Source organism: Xenophilus sp. (assembly GCF_044462705.1).
Classification (GTDB): domain Bacteria; phylum Pseudomonadota; class Gammaproteobacteria; order Burkholderiales; family Burkholderiaceae_C; genus Xenophilus; species Xenophilus azovorans.
In genome coordinates this window covers 1-19,631 of sequence record NZ_JBIQNC010000082.1, presented here as the reverse complement: position 1 = coordinate 19,631, position 19,631 = coordinate 1, and the positions used below count along the sequence as shown (strand labels likewise).

Below are 19,631 nucleotides of genomic sequence, written 5' to 3'. Positions count from 1 at the left end.
GCACCGCCTCGGCCGGCACCACGTAGTGCGACTGGTGCGGGTGCAGGCAGAACACGGGGCGGCCCAGCAGTTCGGGCGGCCCGGCTTCGACGACGCCGACGCTGCTGTAGCCGTATTTCACCGGCGCCGGGAACGCGCCCTGCTGGAAGGGCGCGCGCATGCGCTCGAACTCGCTTTCGGGCACCTCGCCGCGGAACACCAGCGTCTCGGTGCCCCGGCTGATGCCGCTGTGCAGGGCGCGCACCCGCACTTCGCCGGGGCCGGGCGCCGGCAGGGCCTCGGTGCGCAGTTCGGCGCGGCCGGGCTCGGCCAGCCAGCAGGCGCGGGCCTGGATCACGGGCATCCGCACTCCGCGTCGTGCGCGAGCAGAAGCTGCCGCATCTGCGCGGCCATGCCGGCACCCAGTTGCGGCAGACCCGCCTCGTCCGCCAGGTACGCCTCGCCGAAGCGCACCCGGGCCACGCCCCGGCGGTAGCGCGGCAGCGTGATCTGCAGCGCCGCCGCCAGCTTCTCGCGGTCGGGCGGCGTGCGCCGCAGCAGGGTGAGCGGATGGCGCTGCGCGGCGGACGAGATGACATGGGTCACCAGCGCCGGCACGAAGCGTGTGCCGGGCACCAGGCGGGCGAACAGGCGGTAGCTGTCGGACCAGCTCTCCAGCGAGGCCAGCGCGCGTTCCAGGCCGAAGGCGGCCGGGTCGGGCTCGATCTCCCCCGCGGGGAAGGTCAGCAGCGCGCCGCCGTCCTGCAGGTGCCGGGCGCCGGCGCGCAGCGCCGCCATGCGGCCGGACGCGTCCCCGGGCAGGAAGATCAGCTGCCGCGCCACGTGCGGCAGGGCGCGCAGGAAGGGCCGGTCCAGCGCGATCACCCGCAGGTCGGGCCGGTGCGGCAGGCTGGAGAACAGCGCGACGGTGTCCGTCATGCCCGGGTGGTTCGCCAGGATGACCACCGGGCCGTGCGCCGGGACCCGCTCGGCACCCGTCGTGCGCAGGCCCGCCGTCATCTGCGCCATCAGCCAGGCGCTGCCTTGCGACAGGCCGTGCGCTCCCACCCGCCGGTCGAACTCGTGCGCCACCCGGGCGAAGCGGCGCGCCGGGGGCCGCAGCAGGCGGCCGAACGGCGTACCGTGCAGGCGCGAGAGGCCGGCCGAGTCCAGCAGGTCGGCGAGGTTGACGTCGGTGAGCGCGTCGAGGGCGGCCGGCGGCGGGAGGCTCATGGCCGGCGCAGTCTGGCGCACCCGGGCGGATCGCGCAAATCAGCCGGCGCCGACCGACCGCCGCAGCGCCGCGCGCGCCAGCAGCCGGGTCGAGTCGAGCGTGGGCAGCGGCGAGTTGGCGTCGCTCATCACCAGCGGGATCTCGGTGCAGCCCAGCACCACCGCGTCGCAGCCGGCCTGCTTCATGCGGGCGAAGACGCGCTGGAAGCAGGCGACGGCCGCCTCGCGCGGCGGCCCTTCCAGCCCGGGTACCAGCACGTCCATGATCGCGCGCTGGATCTCGTCGCGCTCCGCCTCGGAGGGCCGCAGCCATGCCAGCCCGCGCGCGTCGAAGGCGGCCGGGTAGACCTCGCTGTCGACCAGCCAGCGGGTGCCGCTGATGCCGATGCGCCGCAGGCCCCGGCGCGCCGCCTCGTCGGCCACCACCTCCGCGATGTGCAGCCACGGCTTCGGCGAGCGCGGCGCGACGTGGCCGAAGGCCTGGTGGATGGTGTTGTCCGGGCAGACCAGGAAGTCCGCGCCGATGGCCGCCAGCTTGCGGGCCGATTCGAGCATCAGCTCGCCCACGCCCTGCAGGTCGCCGCGCTCCAGGCAGGCGACGTAGTCGGCCAGCGAGGGGGTGTGCACCGACACCTCCGGGTGCGCGTGCGGCCCGAGCAGCGCCGGGGCCTCGGCGCAGATCGTGCGGTAGCACAGGGCCGCGCCCTCAGCGGAGCAGCCGACGATGCCGATGTGCAGGGGCTTGATTACATTCATTTAAGTCACAAATTATTGGATTACCCGGCCATTAATCTTTGCCGTGGTATCAAATACAGTGTGGTTCGAGCGTCGGCGTCATGCTTGTCGCGCGCACGCGATCCCCTGTTTTCTAGCAACCTTCCGGCGGCCCCGCCGCCCTCCCGTCCGAGAGTCCCCATGACCGAACGCACCACGACCCAGCGCCTGCAGGTGGCGACCGAGCTGTACCGCTTCATCGAAGACAAGGTGCTGCCCACGGTCGGCCTGCAAAGCGAGCCCTTCTGGAAGGGCTTCGATGCCATCGTCCACGACCTCGCGCCCAAGAACGCCGCCCTGCTGGCCGAGCGCGACCGCATCCAGGCCGAGATGGACGCCTGGCACAAGGCCCACCCGGGCCCCGTCACGGACATGCCCGCCTACCGCGCCCACCTGGAGAAGATCGGCTACCTGCTGCCGCAGCCCAAGGGCGTGAAGGCCACGACCGCGAACGTCGATGCCGAGCTGGCCCTGCAGGCCGGCCCGCAGCTGGTGGTGCCGATCCTCAACGCCCGCTACGCGCTCAATGCCGCCAACGCCCGCTGGGGCTCGCTGTACGACGCGCTGTACGGCACCGACGCCATTGCCGAGACCGACGGCGCCGAGAAGGGCAAGGGCTACAACCCGGTGCGCGGCGCCAAGGTGATCGCCTTCGCGCGCGAAGTGCTCGACCAGGCCGCGCCGCTGGAGAACGGCTCGCACAAGGACGCGACCGGCTACAGCGTCAAGGACGGCCAGCTCGTCGTCGCACTGCACAGCAGCAGCACGCGCCTGCAGGACCCGGCCGCCTTCGCCGGCTACCAGGGCGACGCGGCGAACCCCTCGTCGGTGCTGCTGAAGCACAACGGCATCCACCTCGACGTCCAGATCGACCGCAGCACGCCCATCGGCAAGACCGACCCGGCCGGCGTGAGCGACGTGATCGTCGAGGCGGCTCTCTCCACCATCCTCGACCTGGAAGACTCCGTGGCCGTGGTGGACGCGCAGGACAAGGTGCTGGCCTATAGCAACTGGCTCGGCATCCAGCTCGGCACGCTGACCGAGGAGGTGAGCAAGGGCGGCAAGACCTTCACCCGCCGCCTGAACGCCGACCGCGTCTACACCGCGCCCGACGGCAAGGGTGAAGTGAAGCTGCACGGCCGCTCGCTGATGTTCGTGCGCAACGTGGGCCACCTGATGACCAACCCGGCGATCCTGTGGGGCGAGGGCAAGGAGATTCCGGAAGGCATCATGGATGCGGTGATCACCACCGCCATCGCCATGGCCGACCTGCAAGGCAAGGGCGCCGACGGCCTGCGCAACTCGCGCACCGGCAGCATCTACATCGTCAAGCCCAAGATGCACGGTCCGGCGGAAGTCGCCTTCGCCAACGAGCTGTTCGGCCGCGTCGAGCAGTTGCTGGGCCTGCCGGCCGACACCGTCAAGCTGGGCATCATGGACGAGGAGCGCCGCACCAGCGTGAACCTGCAGGCCTGCATCGCCGCCGCGCCGGCGCGCGTGGCCTTCATCAACACTGGCTTCCTCGACCGCACCGGCGACGAGATGCACACCGCCATGCAGGGCGGCCCGATGCTGCGCAAGGGCGACATCAAGAACACCAAGTGGATCGCCGCCTACGAGAAGAACAACGTGCTGACCGGCCTGAACTGCGGCCTGCGCGGCAAGGCGCAGATCGGCAAGGGCATGTGGGCCATGCCCGACCTGATGGCCGACATGCTCAAGCAGAAGATCGCGCACCCCAAGGCCGGCGCCAACACCGCCTGGGTGCCCTCGCCCACCGCCGCCACGCTGCACGCGCTGCACTACCACCAGGTCAACGTGGCCGAGGTGCAGAAGGAGTTGGAGAAGATCGACGCCGAGGCCGAGCGCGACAACATCCTGGGCGACCTGCTGCAGCCGCCCATCACCGCCACGCCGAACTGGACCGAGGCCGAGAAGCAGGCCGAACTGGACAACAACGTGCAGGGCATCCTGGGCTACGTGGTGCGCTGGATCGACCAGGGCGTGGGCTGCTCCAAGGTGCCCGACATCCACGACGTGGGCCTGATGGAAGACCGCGCCACGCTGCGCATCAGCAGCCAGCACATCGCCAACTGGCTGCTGCACGGCGTGGTGACGAAGGAGCAGGTGAACGCCACCTTCGAGCGCATGGCCGCGGTGGTGGACAAGCAGAACGCCGGCGACCCGCTGTACAAGCCGATGGCCGGCCACTTCAAGACCAGCGCCGCCTACCAGGCCGCGCAGGACCTGGTGTTCAAGGGCATCGAGCAACCCAGCGGCTACACCGAGCCGCTGCTGCATGCGTGGCGGCTGAAGGTCAAGGCCGCGGGCTGAGGTGCGTGGCGCCGTGAGCGCGCAGTTCCAGTACGTCGAAGGCCAGGCCCGCCCCGGCTTTGCGGCCCTGCTCGCCGGCTACGAGGCCGACGGCCGGGCGGCCGTGGCGCAGTGCGCGCCGCGGCTGGACGTGCCCTACGGCACGCAGCCGCGCCAGACGCTCGACCTGTTCACCGCAACCGGGCCGGCGCGCGGCGCCCTGCTCTACCTGCATGCCGGCTACTGGCAGTCGCGCGACAAGGCGCTGTTCCGCTTCCTGGCGCCGGGCCTGGCGGCGCTCGGGCTGCACGTGGCGCTGGCCAACTACCCGCTGTGCCCGTCGGTCACGCTGGACGCGCTGACCGAGGCGGTGCGCGAGGCCGTGCCTGCTGTGCTGCGCGAGACCGGCGGGGCACTGCCGCTGGTGGTCGCCGGCCATTCGGCCGGCGCGCACCTGGCGGTGGAGCTGGCGCTGACCGACTGGCCGGCGCGCGGCCTGCCGGCCAGCCCGATCGCGGCGGTGATCGCGCTCAGCGGCATCTATGAACTCACGCCGCTGGTCGACACCACGCTCAACGCCAACCTGCGGCTGGACGCCGCCGCCGCAGCCCGCTGCTCCCCCGTGCGGCGCGTGTGCGGCGGCCTGCCGCCGGCGCTGTTCGCCGTCGGCGGCGACGAGACGCCGGCCTTCCTCGCGCAGAACCGGGACATGCATGCGGCCTGGCAGGCAGCAGGCAATGCCGGCACCTGCCTCGCGCCGGACGGCGACGACCACTTCAGCCTGCTGCGCACCTGGATCTCGCCGGATGCGGCGCTGCACCGGCACACGCGCGCGCTGGTCGAGCGCGCCTGCCCCGCCCGCTGAGCCTCAACCCGAGGCCGGCCGCGCCAGCCGGCGTGCTTCTTCCAGCAGGGCGTCCAGCAGGCGCTGCGCCGGCACGGTGAGCGGAGCGTCGGCGCGCCACATCACGTGCACCGTCGTGGCGGGCAGCGGCTCGCGGATCGGCAGCCGCACCAGCCCCATGCGCGGGCCGTAGTAGTCGAAGAAGCCGTGCGGCATCAGGCCCACGCAGTCGAGTTCGCACAGCACGGCCAGCAAGGTGGAGAAGGACTCGCACACCAGCGGCGTGGCCGGCGCCGCCGTGCCCGCGGGCCAGAGGCCCAGGTGCGCCGGGTCGCCCGGTCCGCCGGCCGGCCCGGTCAGCACCCAGGCGGCGTCCGCCAGCTGCGCCAGGCGCCGCGCGTGCTGCAGCGGATGGCCCTTGCGCGCGGCGACCACCAGGTCGCTGTCGAACAGCGGCTGCATCAGGATGTCGCGGCCGCCGCCCTCGCCGGGCAGGGGGCCGATCGCCAGGTCCAGTTCGCCGGCCCGCAGCTGCGCGAAGGCGCGCGGATAGAGCGTATCCACCAGCCGGATGTGCACCTGCGGCCAGCGCGCGGAAAAGCGCGCCACCGCGCCCGGCACCAGCAGCGCCGCGGCCGCGGGCGACACGCCGACGCCGATCGAGGCATGCGTGCGCTCGACGTGCCAGGCCACCTCCTCGCGCGCCCGGGCGAGCTCGCGCAGCGCGGAGGCGGCGCGCGCGGCCAGCAGCTCGCCGGCGGGCGCCAGGCGGGCGCCCTTGGGCGAGCGCTGCACCAGGGTGGCGCCGAACTCTTCCTCGAGCTGCCGCAGCGCCTTGGTCAGCGCCGGCTGGCTGACGTGCAGCGTCTCGGCCGCCGCGCGCAGGCTGCCGGTCTCGGCCAGGGCCAGCAGCAGGTGCAACTGTTGCATCCGCATCGGGGGTGCCTCCATCGCAATAACCGGAGGTTATCAGCATCAGAAATGGCGAAGCACGGCTGCACGGGCGCTGCCTAGCATCCATGCACGACCTCTAGACCACGGCGGAACCCATGTCCCCACGACGCGCCAGGAACATCCTCTTCATCATGTGCGACCAGCTCCGTGCGGACCACCTGTCCTGCTACGGCCACCCGCGGCTGCACACGCCCCATCTCGACGCGCTGGCCGCGCGCGGCGTGATCTTCGACCGCGCCTACGTGCAGTCGCCGGTGTGCGGCCCCTCGCGCATGAGCTACTACACCGGCCGCTACGTGCAGTGCCACGGCGCGAGCTGGAACTTCGTGCCGCTCAAGGCCGGCGAGCCGACCATCGGCGACCACCTGCGCCCGCTGGGCGTGCGCTCGGTGCTGGTGGGCAAGACGCACATGCGCGCCGACCTGGCCGGCATGTCGCGGCTGGGCATCGACCCGCAGTCGACCGTGGGCGTGCGCATCGCCGAGTGCGGCTTCGACCCCTACGAGCGCGACGACGGCATCCATCCCTACTCCGGCCACGACCCCGACCCGAGCTACAGCGACTACCTGCGCGCCAACGGCTTCGACGGCGAGAACCCGTGGGAGGAGTGGGCCAACGCCACCGTCGACGAGGAAGGGCGCCTGCGCTCGGGCTGGTTCCTCAAGTACTCCAACCGCGCCGCGCGCATCCCGGACGAGCACTCCGAGACGCCCTACATCACGCGCCGCGCGATGGACTTCATCCGCGAGGCCGGCGAGCAGCCGTGGTGCCTGCACCTGTCGTACATCAAGCCGCACTGGCCCTACATCGCGCCCGAGCCCTATGCCAGCATGTACGGCCCCGAGGACGCGCTGCCGGCCGTGCGCAGCGAGCGCGAACGCGCCGATCCGCACCCGGTCTTCCGGGCCATGATGAACCACCGCGTCTCGCGCACCTTCTCGAAGGAAGGCGTGCGCGAGGCGGTCATGCCCGGCTACATGGCGCTGATCAAGCAGATCGACGACCAGATGGGCGTGCTGTTCGCCTTCCTGGAGGAGCGCGGCCTGATGGACGAGACCATGATCGTCTTCTGCGCCGACCACGGCGACTACCTGGGCGACCACTGGATGGGCGAGAAGGACCTGTTCCACGAGCCGGTGATCCGCACGCCGCTGATCGTCTACGACCCGGACCCGCGCGCCGACGCCGCGCGCGGCACGCGCTGCGACGCGCTGGTGGAGGCGATCGACCTGGCGCCCACCTTCCTGGACGTGTACGGCGGCACCGCGCTGCCGCACGCGATGGACGGGCGCTCGCTGCGGCCGCTGCTGTTCGGCCAGCGGCCGGCCGACTGGCGCGAGCACGTGGTGTGCGAGTACGACTTCTCGTTCCAGGAGTCGCGCATCGAGCTGGGCGTGAGGCCGCGCGATGCCTGGATGCGCATGATCTTCGACGGCCGCTGGAAGTACGTGCTGTTCGAGCACTTCCGCCCGATGCTGTTCGACCTGGCCGCCGACCCGAACGAGTTCGAGGACCTGGGCGCCTCCGGGGCGCCCGAGCACGTCGCCGCGCGCGCGCGGCTGCACGAGGCGCTGTTCCGCTGGGCGCGCGCGCCGCGCCAGCGCACCACGGTGGCCGACGGCACCATCGAGTCGGTCGAGGTGCAGCCGCGCATCACCGAGGGCGGCATCCTGATCGGCTACTGGGACGAGCAGGACCTGGCCGACGCGCGCCGCCACTTCAAGCCCCGCTTCGCATCCACCAACCCGCTGGTCAAGTCCACCCTGGACCGCCTGACCTCGCCCCAAGGAGCCCCCACCCATGAATGAAAGCCCCGACATCACGCGCGCGCACACCGGCATGGACGGCGTGTCCTGGAACATCCTGGGCCAGGTGTACGTGCCCAAGCAGATGACCGACGACAGCTTCGCCTGGCACGCCACCTTCCCCGAGGAGACCTTCGTGCCGCCGCACGTGCATCCCGAGCAGGACGAATACATCTACGTGCTGGACGGGCGCATCGACCTGCTGCTGGACGGGCGCACGAGCTCGGCGTCCGCGGGCGACCTGGTGCGCATGCCGCGCGGCCTGCCGCATGCCTTCTTCAACAACTCGGGCAAGCCCGTGACCGCCCTGTTCTGGGCCGCGCCCGCCGGCCGGCTGGTGGAGCTGTACCAGCGCATCCACAACATGGCCAGCCCGGCCGAGGTGGTGCGCGTGGCCGACGAGTACGGCGTCCATTTCTTCCCGCCGGTGTCCTCGGCGGCCTGAGCGCGCACGGGCAGGCAAGGCACACCACAACGGAGACGACCCATGATGACGATGAACCGCCGCGCACTGCTGGGCGCCCTCGGCGCCTGCGCGCTCGCGCAACCCGCCGCGGCCCAGGCCGACTACCCGAACCGCCCCATCCGCATCATCGTCCCGCTGCCGCCGGGCAGCCCGCCGGACGTGCTGGCGCGCGTGGTCGGCGAGCGCCTGCAGCACGAATGGAAGCAACCGGTCGTGGTCGAGAACCGCCCCGGCGCCACCGGGATGATCGGCCTGGACGCGGTCGCCAAGGCGCCGCCCGACGGCTACACCGTGGGCATCATGTTCCTCACGCACACGGTGCTGCCCGCGCTGTTCGGCCGCACGCCCTACGACACGCAGCGCGACCTGGCGCCGCTGGCCAACCTGGCCTGGCTGTACAACGTGCTGGTGGTGCCGGCCGGCTCGCCGGTGCGTTCCGTGCGCGACCTGGTGCAGCGGGCCGGCGCGCAGCCCGACGCGCTCACCTACGGCTCGGGCGGCATCGGCTCGCCGGCGCACCTGCTGGGCGCGGCCTTCTGCCAGACCACCGGCACCCGGATGCTGCACGTGCCCTTCAAGGGGCCTTCCGAATCCGTGCAGGGCCTGCTGGGCGGACAGGTGGACGCGATGTTCGCCACCACCTCGGTGGCCGTGCCGATGGTGCGCGGCGGCAAGCTGCGGCCCCTGGCCGTGACCAGCCCGGCGCGGCTGGCGGCCCTGCCGGAGGTGCCCACCATCGCCGAGAGCGGCATCACCGGCTTCGGGATCCGCGAATGGGAAGGCATCGTCGCCCCCGCCGGCCTGCCCGCCGCGCTGGTCGACAGATGGAGCCGCACCCTCGCGCGCATCATGACGCAGCAGGAGGTCAAGGACCGGCTGCTGGACCTGGGCATGACCGCCGCCGAGCCGGACACGCCCGCCGCGTTCGGCACCCTCATCGGCAGCGAGCTGGACTACTGGTCGAAGCTCGTGAAGAGCGCCGGCCTCAAGGCCCAGTAGCCGGCACCGCCTCGGCCTCCGCGCGCAGCCAGCGCACGAAGTCCTGCGCGTCGGCATTGCCGGCGGCGCGCCTCGCGCTCTCGATGAAGTAGCCGCGCTGCGATGCCGCGCCGGCGCCGAAGGGCGCCACCAGTTGCCCGCCGTGCACCAGTTCGTGCAGCAGCGGCAGCCGGCCGATCACCACGCCCTGGCCCGCCACGGCGGCGGCGACTGCGTCGGCGTACTGGCTGAAGCGCAGCGAGTTCTTCATCCGCAGCTCGGGCAGGCCCATCACCTGCAGCCAGGGCTCCCAGTCGGAGGTCGGGGCCTCGGCGTGGTTCGGCATCTCGATGGCCAGCAGCGTGTGCCGGGCCAGGTCGGCCGGCGTGCGCAGCGTCCCGGCCAGCGCCGGCGCGCACAGCGGCATCACCGATTCCTCGAACAGCGCCGGCCCCGTGCCGCGCGCGATCGGCACGAAGCGCACCGCGAGGTCGAGCCGGTTGCGCTCGAGGTCCTGCACCTCGAGCGTGGCGGACAGGCGCACGTCGACCTGCGGCCGCGTGGCGGTGAAGCGCGCCAGCCGGGGAATGAGCCACAGCGTCGCGAAGCCCGGCGTGCAGGTCAGCGCCACCTGCCGCAGCGGCGGCACCGCACGCAGCCGGGCGGTGGCGTCGCGCAGGCGCTCCAGGCTGTCGACCACCGCACGCTGCAGCACGCGGCCGGCCTCGGTGAGCGCCAGCGCGCGGTGGCGGCGCTCGAACAGCAGCACGCCCAGGCTGGCCTCCAGTTGCTGGATCTGGCGGCTGACGGCCGACTGGGTGAGGCTGAGCTCGCCGGCCGCCTGCGTGAAGCTGAGCGTGCGCGCGGCCGCCTCGAAGCTCCTGAGCAGTTCCAGGGGAGGCAGCGCATGCTCGCTGTTCGCATTCTCTCTACGCATGCAACGAGTTCCGAATGATCGCGTGAACAGCGGTGCCATGCTCACTATATTCATTCTCATTGCGAATGCAAAAGGAGCACCCCATGGCGACCGATCCGAACCGCTTCCAGCTCGGCCTGCCCGCCCGGGCGATCTTCACGCTGCCCGACGGCGCCGGCGTCGGCATCACCTGCCGCAGCGGCAGCGTGTGGGTGACGATGGACCGCGACCCGCGCGACATCGTGCTCGCGCCGGGCGAGCGCTTCGAGGGCCGCGAGCACCGGCGCATGCTGGTGTCGGCGCTCGAGGCGTCGTGCATCAGCGTCTCGGGCACGCGCCCCGCCGCACTGCCGCTGGCCGCGCCGGCCGCAGTGCCCCGGCAGTTCGGGCAGCCGGGGCTGTGCCCGGCCTGAGCCGCGGGCGGCGCGCCGGCCTCAGGGCGCCGGCATCGCGGGCGCCGTGCGCGCCTGCGGCATCCGCGCGAAGGCCAGAGCGCCGGCGGCCAGCATCGCCGCCACGGTGAGGAAGGCGGCGCGCAGCGGCTCGATGCCCTGCTGCGCGGCCCAGGTGGCGACCGCGCCGGTGAGCCACTGCATCAGCGCCACGCCGAGGAACATGGCGGTGTTGAGCAGCGCGATGGCGCGCCCGGTGACGGCCGCCGGGTAGGAAGACTTGACGTAGGCGTACTGCAGCACGTTGTAGCCCGACAGCAGGCCGTAGAAGACGGGCAGGACGATGTCGATCCACAGGTGCCCGGTGAGCGCCATGACGGCGAACAGGGCGGCACCCAGGCCGGCGCAGGCCGCCATCCAGCGCGGCCGGCGGGCGCGCCCCGGGTCCAGCCGGCCGAACAGCGAGGGGCCGACGATGCCCGTCAGCGTCATCGCCAGCGCGACGTTGCCGCTGGCCACCAGCGACAGCGCATGCCGGTCGTGCAGCATCGGCCCGAGCCAAAGGCCGCGCAGCGTGATGAAGGCGGCATACGACACGGCGGCGAAGCACAGGATGCCGCGGGTGTGCGGCAGGCGCAGCAGCGGCAGCATCTCGCGCAGCGCCTGGCGCAGCGAGGGCCGGGCGCCGCCGCCAGTGGCGTCGTCCTGCGCCGGCCGCGGCGGCGCCGGCTCGCGCACGCGCCAGTACACGGCCAGCCAGGCCAGCAACGCCACGCCGCCCAGCGCCACGTAGCCGGCGCGCCACGAGAAGGCCTCGATCAGCCACGCCAGCGGCGTGCCGGTGAACAGGATGCCGAGGCCGGAGATGCTCATCGCCAGCCCCGACATGGCGGTGAAGCGCTCGGCCGCGAAGTGCCGCGCGATGAACACGGTGCAGGCCAGGAAGGCGGGCGCGCAGCCGATGCCGATCAGCGCCTGCCCCAGCACCAGCGCGCCGAAGCCCGGCGCGAAGGCGCACAGCGCGGCGCCGCCGACGGCCATCGGGAACGCACACAGGACGGTGCGGCGCACGCCGTACAGGTCCAGCGAGAGCCCCATGGTGATCTGCAGCAGGCCGAAGCCCAGGTGGAAGGCGCTGGACCACAGGCCCAGCTGCCGGGCGCTCAGCCCGTAGGCGGAGATCAGCGGCGTGGCCATCATCGCGCCCAGGGTGCGGAAGGCCTGGCTGAGCGCGAAGGCGCAGGCCAGCGCGATCAGCATGTGGAGCAGGGGATCGCGCCAGCCCGTGCGGGCGGACGGCGGCGTGGCGGCGGGGGGCGGCTTGGAAGGAGGCAAGGGGGCGATGGTACGAAGTCCGGCGGGAACGGGTTGGCCGCACGCGCGCGGCGCAGCAGAATCGCGCCATGCCTGTGCCGGAACCTGCCGTGAACACCGCCCGCTGCCCCCTGTGCGGTGCCGGCAACGGCTGCGCGATGGCCGCGCCGCGCGCGCCCGGCGAGGCCATGCCCCGCTGCTGGTGCATGGACGCCGACTTCCCCGATGCGCTGCTGCGCCGCGTGCCGCCGGCGGCACGCGGGCGCGCCTGCATCTGCGCGCGCTGCGCCGCCGAAGCGGCCCGCGCCCCCGTCCACGGAGACTGCACATGACCACCGCCCCCAATGCCTTCTACGCCCAGTCCGGCGGCGTCACCTCGGTGATCAACGCCTCGGCCTGCGGCGTGATCGAGACGGCGCGCCACCACCCGGGGCGCATCGGCACGGTGTACGCCGGGCGCAACGGCATCCTCGGCGCGCTGGCCGAGGACCTGATCGACACGGGCGCCGAGCCGGCCGAAGCCATCGCCGCGCTGCGCTTCACGCCGGCCGGCGCCTTCGGCTCCTGCCGCTACAAGCTCAAGTCGCTGGAGGACAGCCGGCGCGAGTACGAGCGGCTGATCGAGGTGTTCCGCGCGCACGGCATCGGTTATTTCTTCTACAACGGCGGCGGCGATTCGGCCGATACCTGCTTCAAGATCAGCCAGCTGTCGCAGGCCATGGGCTACCCGCTGGCCGCGATCCACGTGCCCAAGACCATCGACAACGACCTGCCGCTGACCGACTGCTGCCCCGGCTTCGGCTCGGTGGCCAAGTACGTCGCGGTGTCGACGCTGGAGGCCTCGCTCGACCTGCGCTCGATGGCCGCCACCTCCACCAAGGTGTTCGTGATCGAGGTGATGGGCCGCCATGCCGGCTGGATCGCCGCGGCCGGCGGCCTGGTGGCCGGCCACGGCATCCCGGTGGCGGTGCTGTTCCCCGAGGTCGCGTTCGACCGCGAGCGCTTCCTGGCGCGGGTGGATGCGCTGGTGCGCGAGCACGGCTGCTGCACGGTGGTGGTGTCAGAGGGCTGCCGCCACGCGGACGGCGGCTTCCTGGCCGAGCAGGGCGCGCGCGACGCCTTCGGCCACGCGCAGCTGGGCGGCGCCGCGCCGGTGGTGGCGCAGATGGTCAAGGCGGCGCTGGGCCACAAGGTGCACTGGGCGGTGGCCGACTACCTGCAGCGCGCGGCGCGCCACGTGGCCTCGCGCACCGACGTCGAGCAGGCCTATGCGGTGGGCCGCCACGCGGTGGAACTGGCGCTGGCCGGGCAGAACGCCGTGATGGCCGCGATCGAGCGCACCGGCGACGCGCCCTACGCCTGGCAACTGGCCAGCGTGCCGCTGGCGGAGGTGGCCAACGCCGAGCGCACCATGCCGCGCGAGTTCATCAGCGAGGACGGCTTCGGCATCACCGAGGCGGCGGTGCGCTACCTGCAGCCGCTGATCGAGGGCGAGGACTACCCGCGCTACCGGCAGGGCCTGCCGGTCTACGCCGCGCTGAAGAACACGCCGGTGCCGAAGAAGCTGCCCGCCTTCACGCCGGGCTGAGCGGCGCCGGCGCCTCGGCCGGCGGCGAGGTGGCAACAGCGGCCGCCGTGTCCTCGCGCTGCGCCGTGATCACCTCGTGGATGAACTGCAGCTTGCCCACCGCCGCGCGCGGCAGCACGAAGGGGTAGAAGTCCGGCTGGCCCATGCTGCGCGACAGCTCGTTGAGCACGCCGGTCAGGCGCACCCAGCCGTTGAGGAAGTCCAGGAAGCGGCCGGCGTCGGGATGCTCGGGCTGCCACAGGTCGGCAGGCCCGAAGAGGTCGCTGGTCAACTCGACGTTGGTGGCATTGATGCCGAAGCTCAGGGCCGTGTCGGCGGTGTCGGCCATGTGCAGGTAGTGGGCCCAGGTCTCGGCCCAGTCCTCCCAGGGATGGGTGCTGGCGTAGCTGGTCACGTAGCGCAGCGCCCAGTCGGCCGGCGGGCCGTTGTCGTAGTGGTGGCGCAGGGCGGCGGCATAGTCCTGCGTCTCGTCGCCGAAGAGCTGGCGGAAGCCCTCCAGCCAGGGCGTGTCCTGCACCAGCACGTTCCAGTAGAAGTGGCCGATCTCGTGGCGGAAGTGGCCCAGCAGCGTGCGGTAGGGCTCGCGCATCTCGGCGCGGATGCGTTCGCGCACGGCGTCCTCGGCCTCCTCGGCATTGAGCGTGACGACGCCGTTGTGGTGGCCCGTCATCACCGGCGCCTGGCCCGGCACGCTGCCGAGGAAGTCGAAGGTCATGCCGTGCGCCGGATCGACGAAGCGCGTGCGCACCGGCAGCCCCAGCGCCAGCAGCTGCGAGAGCAGGCGGCGCTTGGCGCGCTCCAGCTTGCGCCACAGTTCGTCGTTGCCCGGCACCGACAGGTCCGGAATGGTGCGGGTGGTGCTGCAGGCCAGGCAGAAGCCCTCCGCCAGGCCGTGGCTGTGCGCCTCGGCCGCGGCGCTCAGGGGCGGCACCGGCACCATCCAGTTGCAGCCGGCGGCGGTGAGGAAGTTGGCGCAGCGCCGGTAGGCCTGGCCGCCGGGCTGGTCGAACACGGTGTACGCGTCGGGCTCGGCCGCGGGGGCCAGCGACACCACGCCCAGGCGCTCGATCACGTAGCCCAGCGGCGTGCCGCAGGCCAGGCACTGGCTGTTGCCCAGGTACACCGGCCGCCCGCACTGGCACACGTAGGCGCGGCTGACGGTGGGCGCGGCGAGTTCCTCGGCCGGCGTGCCGGGGACTGCGGCGTCGGCCGCCGGTGATGGCTCGGGGGTGGACATGCGCACGATTGTGCCGCCCGCATCGGCGGCCCCCGGGCAGGCGAAGCCGATATGCTTGTAGGACGCCGCTCTGCCTTCCGATGACCTCCCTGGACCCCACACCGCTGCCGGCGACCGCCGGCTCCCTGCGCGAACGCTACGGCGAGCGGTACCGCTGGCTGCTGCTGCTGTCGGTCATGGTCGGGGTGATGGCCTCGATCATGTCCTCGACCATCGTGAACGTGGCGATCCCGGGGCTGAGCCAGCACTTCCGGCTCGGCCAGGAGCGCGCCCAGTGGGTCAGCTCCGGCTTCATGGTGGCGATGACGGTGTCGATGCTCACCACGCCCTGGCTGCTGGGCCGCTTCGGCTACCGGCGCACCTACGTCGGCTGCATGGTGCTGCTGCTGGCCGGCGGGCTGCTGGGCGGGCTGGCGCAGCACTTCGCGCTGGTGCTGGCGGCGCGCGTGGCCGAGGGCCTCGCGGCCGGCGTGGTGCAGCCGATCCCGGCCATCATCATCCTGCGCGCCTTCGCGCCGCACGAGCAGGGCCGCGCCAGCGGCATCTTCGGCATGGGCGTGGTGCTGGCGCCGGCCGTGGGGCCCAGCATCGGCGGCGTGCTGGTGGACCTGTTCGGCTGGCGCTCGATCTTCTTCATGGTGGTGCCCTTCTGCCTGGTCGCCTTCTGGCTGGCCTGGAAGTTCGTGCCGGCGACGGCGCCCGGCGGCGCGACGGCGGCGCGCGGCGTGCGGCTGGACTGGCGCGGCATGCTGGTGGCGACCTTCGGCACGCTGTGCCTGCTCAACGGCCTGGTGGAGCTGCGCGGCGACGCGCCGGCGCAGGCCGCGCTGCTGCTGGCGCTGGCGGCGGCCGCGCTGGCCGTGTTCATCGCCTGGGAGCGCAGGCTGGCCAAGGCCGGCCCCGGGCACGAGCCGCTGATGGACGTGGGCCTGTTCGGCTTCCGCCAGTTCGCCATGGGCACGGTGGTGGCCTTCATCTACGGCACGGCGCTGTTCGGCTCGACCTACCTGCTGCCGGTGTACATGCTGGTGGCGCTGCAGCTGTCGGCCTCGCACGTGGGCACCATCATGCTGCCGGCCGGCATCGTGCTGGCCCTGGTCATCCCCGTCGTGGGCCGGCTGGCCGACCGGCAGCCCACCTGGCTGCTGGTGGGCGTGGGGCTGGCGCTGCTGGCGGCCTCCTTCGCGCTGATGCCGGTGGTGGACCTGGCCGCCCCGCTGTGGCTGCTGGTGCTGTTCACCGCCATCGGCCGGGTCGGCCTGGGCTTCATCCTGCCCTCGCTCAACCTCGGCTCGATGCGGCCGCTGCCGAGGACGCTGATCCCGCAGGGCGCCAGCGCCATCAGCTTCCTGCGCCAGCTCGGCGGGGCCGCGGGCGTGAGCCTGTGCGCGGTGGTGCTCGAATGGCGGCTGGCCGCGCACGGCGACTCGCTGGCCCACCCCGCCACCGGGCCGGCGCGGCTGGCGGCGTTCAACGAGGTGTTCCTGCTCCTGGCCGCGCTGAGCCTGCTGGCGATGTGCGCGGCCTGGCAACTGCGCGAGCAGCCGGCCGCCGCCGACACCCCCCGCGAGGGAGGCTGATCGACGCCATGTGCCAACTTCTGGGAATGAACTGCAACGTGCCGACCGACGTGCAGTTCAGCTTCACGGGCTTCGCGCAGCGCGGCGGGCGCACCGACCACCATGCCGACGGCTGGGGCATCGCCTTCTTCGAGGACCGCGGGCTGCGCCACTTCGTCGACCACCAGCCGGCCTGCGATTCGCCGGTGGCCGGGCTGATCCGCCGCTATCCGATCAAGAGCCGCAATGTCATCGCCCACATCCGCAAGGCCACGCAGGGCGCCGTCAACCTGCAGAACTGCCATCCCTTCGTGCGCGAGCTGTGGGGCCGCTACTGGGTGTTCGCGCACAACGGCGACCTGAAGGACTTCCGCCCCCGGCTGCACGGCCACTTCCGCCCGGTGGGCAGCACCGACAGCGAGCACGCCTTCTGCTGGCTGATGCAGGAGCTGGCCAAGTCGCATGCCGGCGTGCCCAGCGTGCCCGAGCTGACGCTGACCCTGCGCGAGCTGGCGCCGCGCATCGCACGGCACGGCACCTTCAACTTCATGCTGTCCAACGGGCAGGCCCTGTGGGCGCACGCGTCCACGCACCTGTGGTCCATCGAGCGGCGACACCCCTTCACCGAGGCGCGGCTGGCCGACGAGGACCTGTCCATCGACTTCGCCCAGCACACCACGCCCAGCGACCGGGTGGCGGTGGTGGTGACGACGCCGCTGACCACCAACGAGACCTGGCAGCCCTTCGCGGCCGGCGAGCTGCGGGTGTTCCAGGACGGCTGCCGGCTCGGCGGCTGACGCGGGCCGGCCCTTCGCCGGCCGCCGCGGCGTTGCGCGGGCGCCTCATCCCGATACTTTCTTTCGGCTTTTCGGCGAAGCGGCGCGCCAAAGTATCACGATGGCGTTGATCGAAAGGAAACAATAACGGTTCTCATTCGAATCTAAAGTGCGCGCCATCATGCCGTCCCACCTCTTCGCCCCGCGGCCGCTGGCCGCCGCGCTCTTCCTGGCCGTCCAGGCCCTGGCCGCCTCGGCCCAGACACCGGCGTCCGATCCCGCGCCGGCCGCCGCCCAGGACACCCTGAGCACCGTGACGGTGGAGGCCAGCGCCGACGCCTCCGCCGAGGGCCTGGCCAAGCCCTACGCCGGCGGCCAGGTGGCACGCGGCGGGCGGGTCGGCATCCTGGGCACGCAGGACACGATGAGCACGCCGTTCAACGCCACCAGCTACACCAACGAACTGATCCAGGACCAGCAGGCCAAGAGCGTGGCCGACGTGCTGCTCAACGACCCCTCGGTGCGCGCCGCGCGCGGCTTCGGCAACTTCCAGGAGCTGTACATGGTGCGGGGCTTCCAGCTCGGCTCCGACGACATCTCCTACAACGGCCTGTACGGCATGCTGCCGCGCCAGTACGTCGCCTCCGAGTTCTTCGAGCGGGTGGAGGTGTTCCGCGGCGCCAGCACCTTCCTCAACGGCGCCGCGCCCGGCGGCAGCGGCATCGGCGGCGCGATCAACCTGCTGCCCAAGCGCGCACCCAACGAGCCGCTCACCCGGCTGGGCTTCGGCATCCAGTCCGGCGGCCAGGGCTACGCCTCGCTGGACTTCGCGCGCCGCTTCGGGCCCGACCAGAGCACCGGCATCCGCATCAACGCCGTGCGCCGCGACGGCGGCACCGGCGTGGACGACGAGCACCGCGAATTGAGCGCGCTGGGCGTGGGCCTGGACTGGCGCAGCCGGCGCGTGCGCATCTCGGCCGACTTCGGCTACCAGGACCACCAGATCGACCAGGGCCGGCCCAACGTGACGCCGGGCGCGACCTTCCCCGTGCCGCGCCCGCCAAAGTCCGACGCCAACTACGCGCAGCCGTGGAGCTTCTCGAAGGAGAAGGACCTGTTCGCCACCGTGCGCAGCGAGTTCGACGTGACCGACAGCGTCACCCTCTGGGCCGCCGCCGGCGTGCGCCGGGGCAAGGAGCACAACGAGCTGGCCAACCCGACGATCCTGAACCCGCAGGGCCTGATGTCGAGCTACCGCTTCGACAACGTCCGCAAGGACGACGTGGGCACCGGCGAGGTCGGCGCGCGCGCCAGCTTCGCCACCGGGCCGGTCAAGCACACGCTGACGGTCTCGGCCGCCACGTACGACAACAAGCGGCGCAACGCCTACGCCTATTCGGCCTTCGGCGGCCTGCGCGACCTGCTGTACTCGCACTACGACAGCGACGAGCCGCTGGCCGACGCCACCACCGCCGGCGGCGACATGGCCAACCCGCTGGTGCAGGCGCGCTACCGCTCCAGGAGCATCGCCATCGCCGACACGATGTCCTTCGCCGACGACCGGGTGCTGCTCACCCTCGGGGCGCGGCGGCAGAACATCGAAAGCAAGACCTACAGCTACACCACCGGCCTGTTCAGCGCCGGCTACGAGGCCGCGCGCACCACGCCGGTGGTGGGCATCGTGGTCAGGCCGACGAAGGAGATCTCGCTGTACGCGAACTACATCGAGGCGCTGATCCCCGGCGAGACGGCGCCGTCGACGTCGGGCGGGGCCGTGGTGATCAACGGCGGCGAGGTGTTCGCCCCCTACCGCTCCAAGCAGAAGGAAGTGGGCGCCAAGTACGACGGCGGCAGCCTCGGCGGCGCGCTGTCCTTCTTCCAGACTTCGCAGCCGCAGTACTTCGTGCAGAACGGCGCGTTCGGCCCCAACGGCGAGCAGGTCAACCGCGGCATGGAGCTGTCGGTGTTCGGCGAGCCGCTCAAGGGCCTGCGCGTGCTGGGCGGCCTGACGATGATCGACGCGCAGCAGCGCGCGACGGCGGGCGGCGCCTACAACGGCAACACCGTCATCGGCGTGCCCAGGTCGCAGCTCAACATCGGTGCCGAGTGGGACGTGCCGGGCGTGCCGGGGCTGGCACTGAGCGCGCGCGTCATCCGCACCTCCAAGCAGTTCGTCAACGCCGCCAACACGCAGCACATCCCCGACTGGACGCGCCTGGACCTCGGCGCGCGCTACCTGATGGACATCGGCAACGGCCGCCTGCTCACCCTGCGCGCCCGCATCGACAACGTGGCCGACAAGTCCTACTGGGCCTCGGCCGGCGGCTACCCCGGCTCGAACTACCTGGTGCAGGGCAACCCGCGCACCTTCATGCTCAGCGGCAGCATCGACTTCTGACCTAGGGCCTGTTAACGCTATGGAAGGGGTCGCGAAGCTCGCCACAGCCTGCCCCTGTAGGCGCGCGACGCCGTGCGTGCGTCGGCACGCACAAGGAGCGCAACG

17 protein-coding genes and 1 pseudogene are annotated in these 19,631 nt (G+C 72.2%); 11 read left to right on the top strand and 7 right to left on the bottom strand.

All coding sequences use genetic code 11. The features are described 5' to 3' along the window. The 3 genes and pseudogenes from ACIY1X_RS13860 to ACIY1X_RS13850 all read right to left on the bottom strand — a co-directional run. A pseudogene (locus ACIY1X_RS13860) lies at positions 1-343 on the bottom strand (dehydrogenase); the annotation flags it as partial. After that, positions 334-1,212 carry a 1-acyl-sn-glycerol-3-phosphate acyltransferase gene (locus ACIY1X_RS13855; protein ID WP_399681316.1) on the bottom strand — a complete coding sequence of 293 codons (879 nt, stop codon included), beginning with the start codon at positions 1,210-1,212 and terminating at the stop codon, positions 334-336. The gene ACIY1X_RS13855 and the pseudogene ACIY1X_RS13860, both read right to left, overlap by 10 nt. A 39-nt stretch (positions 1,213-1,251) precedes the next feature. Next, on the bottom strand, positions 1,252-1,968 hold the full coding sequence (locus ACIY1X_RS13850) for an aspartate/glutamate racemase family protein (protein ID WP_399681313.1): 717 nt from the start codon (positions 1,966-1,968) through the stop codon (positions 1,252-1,254). A 159-nt stretch (positions 1,969-2,127) separates the two neighbouring features. On the opposite strand from ACIY1X_RS13850, the gene ACIY1X_RS13845 reads away from it, so the two are divergent. Together ACIY1X_RS13845 and ACIY1X_RS13840 are read left to right on the top strand one after the other, a co-directional pair. Then, on the top strand, positions 2,128-4,320 hold the full coding sequence (locus ACIY1X_RS13845; RefSeq protein WP_399681310.1) for a malate synthase G: 2,193 nt from the start codon (positions 2,128-2,130) through the stop codon (positions 4,318-4,320). Between the two features lie 13 nt (positions 4,321-4,333). Then, a complete protein-coding gene (locus tag ACIY1X_RS13840) occupies positions 4,334-5,164 on the top strand; it encodes an alpha/beta hydrolase (protein WP_399681308.1) in 831 nt (276 codons plus the stop codon). A gap of 3 nt (positions 5,165-5,167) precedes the next feature. Here the strand turns inward: ACIY1X_RS13840 and ACIY1X_RS13835 are convergent, their stop codons facing one another. Beyond that, the gene (locus tag ACIY1X_RS13835; protein WP_399681306.1) at positions 5,168-6,073 is read right to left on the bottom strand and encodes a LysR family transcriptional regulator; all 906 of its coding nucleotides are present in this window, start codon (positions 6,071-6,073) and stop codon (positions 5,168-5,170) included. A gap of 119 nt (positions 6,074-6,192) precedes the next feature. Here ACIY1X_RS13835 and ACIY1X_RS13830 point away from each other — a divergent pair, with 119 nt between their 5' ends. Genes ACIY1X_RS13830 through ACIY1X_RS13820 form a run of 3 tightly spaced genes read left to right on the top strand, consistent with a single transcriptional unit; the run spans position 6,193 to position 9,367 of the window. Beyond that, positions 6,193-7,905 (top strand): alkaline phosphatase family protein, encoded by a 1,713-nt coding sequence (locus ACIY1X_RS13830; protein WP_399681304.1) that lies wholly within the window; start codon positions 6,193-6,195, stop codon positions 7,903-7,905. Beyond that, complete coding sequence (locus ACIY1X_RS13825) at positions 7,898-8,347, top strand: cupin domain-containing protein (protein WP_399681302.1); 450 nt, start codon at positions 7,898-7,900, stop codon at positions 8,345-8,347. The genes ACIY1X_RS13830 and ACIY1X_RS13825 overlap by 8 nt, the downstream gene beginning before the upstream one ends. Positions 8,348-8,389: 42 nt before the next feature. Beyond that, on the top strand, positions 8,390-9,367 hold the full coding sequence (locus tag ACIY1X_RS13820; RefSeq protein ID WP_399681299.1) for a Bug family tripartite tricarboxylate transporter substrate binding protein: 978 nt from the start codon (positions 8,390-8,392) through the stop codon (positions 9,365-9,367). Here ACIY1X_RS13820 and ACIY1X_RS13815 read toward each other — a convergent pair. Further along, positions 9,354-10,283 (bottom strand): LysR substrate-binding domain-containing protein, encoded by a 930-nt coding sequence (locus ACIY1X_RS13815; RefSeq protein ID WP_399681296.1) that lies wholly within the window; start codon positions 10,281-10,283, stop codon positions 9,354-9,356. The two genes, ACIY1X_RS13820 and ACIY1X_RS13815, sit on opposite strands and share 14 nt — an antisense overlap. An 83-nt stretch (positions 10,284-10,366) precedes the next feature. Between ACIY1X_RS13815 and ACIY1X_RS13810 the strand changes: the two genes are divergently transcribed. Beyond that, positions 10,367-10,675 (top strand): DUF2917 domain-containing protein, encoded by a 309-nt coding sequence (locus ACIY1X_RS13810; RefSeq protein WP_399681294.1) that lies wholly within the window; start codon positions 10,367-10,369, stop codon positions 10,673-10,675. Between the two features lie 21 nt (positions 10,676-10,696). Here the strand turns inward: ACIY1X_RS13810 and ACIY1X_RS13805 are convergent, their stop codons facing one another. Beyond that, positions 10,697-11,989, bottom strand: a complete 1,293-nt coding sequence (locus ACIY1X_RS13805) for an MFS transporter (protein ID WP_399681291.1) — start codon at positions 11,987-11,989, stop codon at positions 10,697-10,699. 89 nt (positions 11,990-12,078) lie between these two features. Between ACIY1X_RS13805 and ACIY1X_RS13800 the strand changes: the two genes are divergently transcribed. Together ACIY1X_RS13800 and ACIY1X_RS13795 are read left to right on the top strand one after the other, a co-directional pair. After that, positions 12,079-12,300 carry a cysteine-rich CWC family protein gene (locus tag ACIY1X_RS13800; RefSeq protein WP_399681289.1) on the top strand — a complete coding sequence of 74 codons (222 nt, stop codon included), beginning with the start codon at positions 12,079-12,081 and terminating at the stop codon, positions 12,298-12,300. Then, a complete protein-coding gene (locus tag ACIY1X_RS13795) occupies positions 12,297-13,556 on the top strand; it encodes a 6-phosphofructokinase (RefSeq protein ID WP_399681286.1) in 1,260 nt (419 codons plus the stop codon). Before ACIY1X_RS13800 ends, ACIY1X_RS13795 begins: the two co-directional genes overlap by 4 nt. Here the strand turns inward: ACIY1X_RS13795 and ACIY1X_RS13790 are convergent. Next, complete coding sequence (locus tag ACIY1X_RS13790; protein ID WP_399681284.1) at positions 13,543-14,793, bottom strand: putative zinc-binding metallopeptidase; 1,251 nt, start codon at positions 14,791-14,793, stop codon at positions 13,543-13,545. The two genes, ACIY1X_RS13795 and ACIY1X_RS13790, sit on opposite strands and share 14 nt — an antisense overlap. 80 nt (positions 14,794-14,873) lie before the next feature. On the opposite strand from ACIY1X_RS13790, the gene ACIY1X_RS13785 reads away from it, so the two are divergent. The 3 genes from ACIY1X_RS13785 to ACIY1X_RS13775 all read left to right on the top strand — a co-directional run bounded on the left by ACIY1X_RS13785 (position 14,874) and on the right by ACIY1X_RS13775 (position 19,526). Continuing rightward, positions 14,874-16,373, top strand: a complete 1,500-nt coding sequence (locus ACIY1X_RS13785; RefSeq protein ID WP_399681282.1) for a DHA2 family efflux MFS transporter permease subunit — start codon at positions 14,874-14,876, stop codon at positions 16,371-16,373. Positions 16,374-16,381: 8 nt separating this feature from the next. Continuing rightward, complete coding sequence (locus ACIY1X_RS13780) at positions 16,382-17,149, top strand: class II glutamine amidotransferase (RefSeq protein ID WP_399681280.1); 768 nt, start codon at positions 16,382-16,384, stop codon at positions 17,147-17,149. Positions 17,150-17,309: 160 nt separating this feature from the next. Beyond that, on the top strand, positions 17,310-19,526 hold the full coding sequence (locus tag ACIY1X_RS13775) for a TonB-dependent receptor (RefSeq protein WP_399681277.1): 2,217 nt from the start codon (positions 17,310-17,312) through the stop codon (positions 19,524-19,526). Positions 19,527-19,631: the final 105 nt, after the last annotated feature.

Coding starts and splice junctions, on each gene's coding strand:
- ACIY1X_RS13855 (WP_399681316.1), bottom strand. CDS start 1,212: ATGAGCCTCCCGCCGCCGGCCGCCCTCGACGCGCTCACCGACGTCAAC.
- ACIY1X_RS13850 (WP_399681313.1), bottom strand. CDS start 1,968: ATGAATGTAATCAAGCCCCTGCACATCGGCATCGTCGGCTGCTCCGCT.
- ACIY1X_RS13845 (WP_399681310.1), top strand. CDS start 2,128: ATGACCGAACGCACCACGACCCAGCGCCTGCAGGTGGCGACCGAGCTG.
- ACIY1X_RS13835 (WP_399681306.1), bottom strand. CDS start 6,073: ATGCAACAGTTGCACCTGCTGCTGGCCCTGGCCGAGACCGGCAGCCTG.
- ACIY1X_RS13830 (WP_399681304.1), top strand. CDS start 6,193: ATGTCCCCACGACGCGCCAGGAACATCCTCTTCATCATGTGCGACCAG.
- ACIY1X_RS13825 (WP_399681302.1), top strand. CDS start 7,898: ATGAATGAAAGCCCCGACATCACGCGCGCGCACACCGGCATGGACGGC.
- ACIY1X_RS13820 (WP_399681299.1), top strand. CDS start 8,390: ATGATGACGATGAACCGCCGCGCACTGCTGGGCGCCCTCGGCGCCTGC.
- ACIY1X_RS13815 (WP_399681296.1), bottom strand. CDS start 10,283: ATGCGTAGAGAGAATGCGAACAGCGAGCATGCGCTGCCTCCCCTGGAA.
- ACIY1X_RS13810 (WP_399681294.1), top strand. CDS start 10,367: ATGGCGACCGATCCGAACCGCTTCCAGCTCGGCCTGCCCGCCCGGGCG.
- ACIY1X_RS13795 (WP_399681286.1), top strand. CDS start 12,297: ATGACCACCGCCCCCAATGCCTTCTACGCCCAGTCCGGCGGCGTCACC.
- ACIY1X_RS13790 (WP_399681284.1), bottom strand. CDS start 14,793: ATGTCCACCCCCGAGCCATCACCGGCGGCCGACGCCGCAGTCCCCGGC.
- ACIY1X_RS13785 (WP_399681282.1), top strand. CDS start 14,874: ATGACCTCCCTGGACCCCACACCGCTGCCGGCGACCGCCGGCTCCCTG.
- ACIY1X_RS13780 (WP_399681280.1), top strand. CDS start 16,382: ATGTGCCAACTTCTGGGAATGAACTGCAACGTGCCGACCGACGTGCAG.
- ACIY1X_RS13775 (WP_399681277.1), top strand. CDS start 17,310: ATGCCGTCCCACCTCTTCGCCCCGCGGCCGCTGGCCGCCGCGCTCTTC.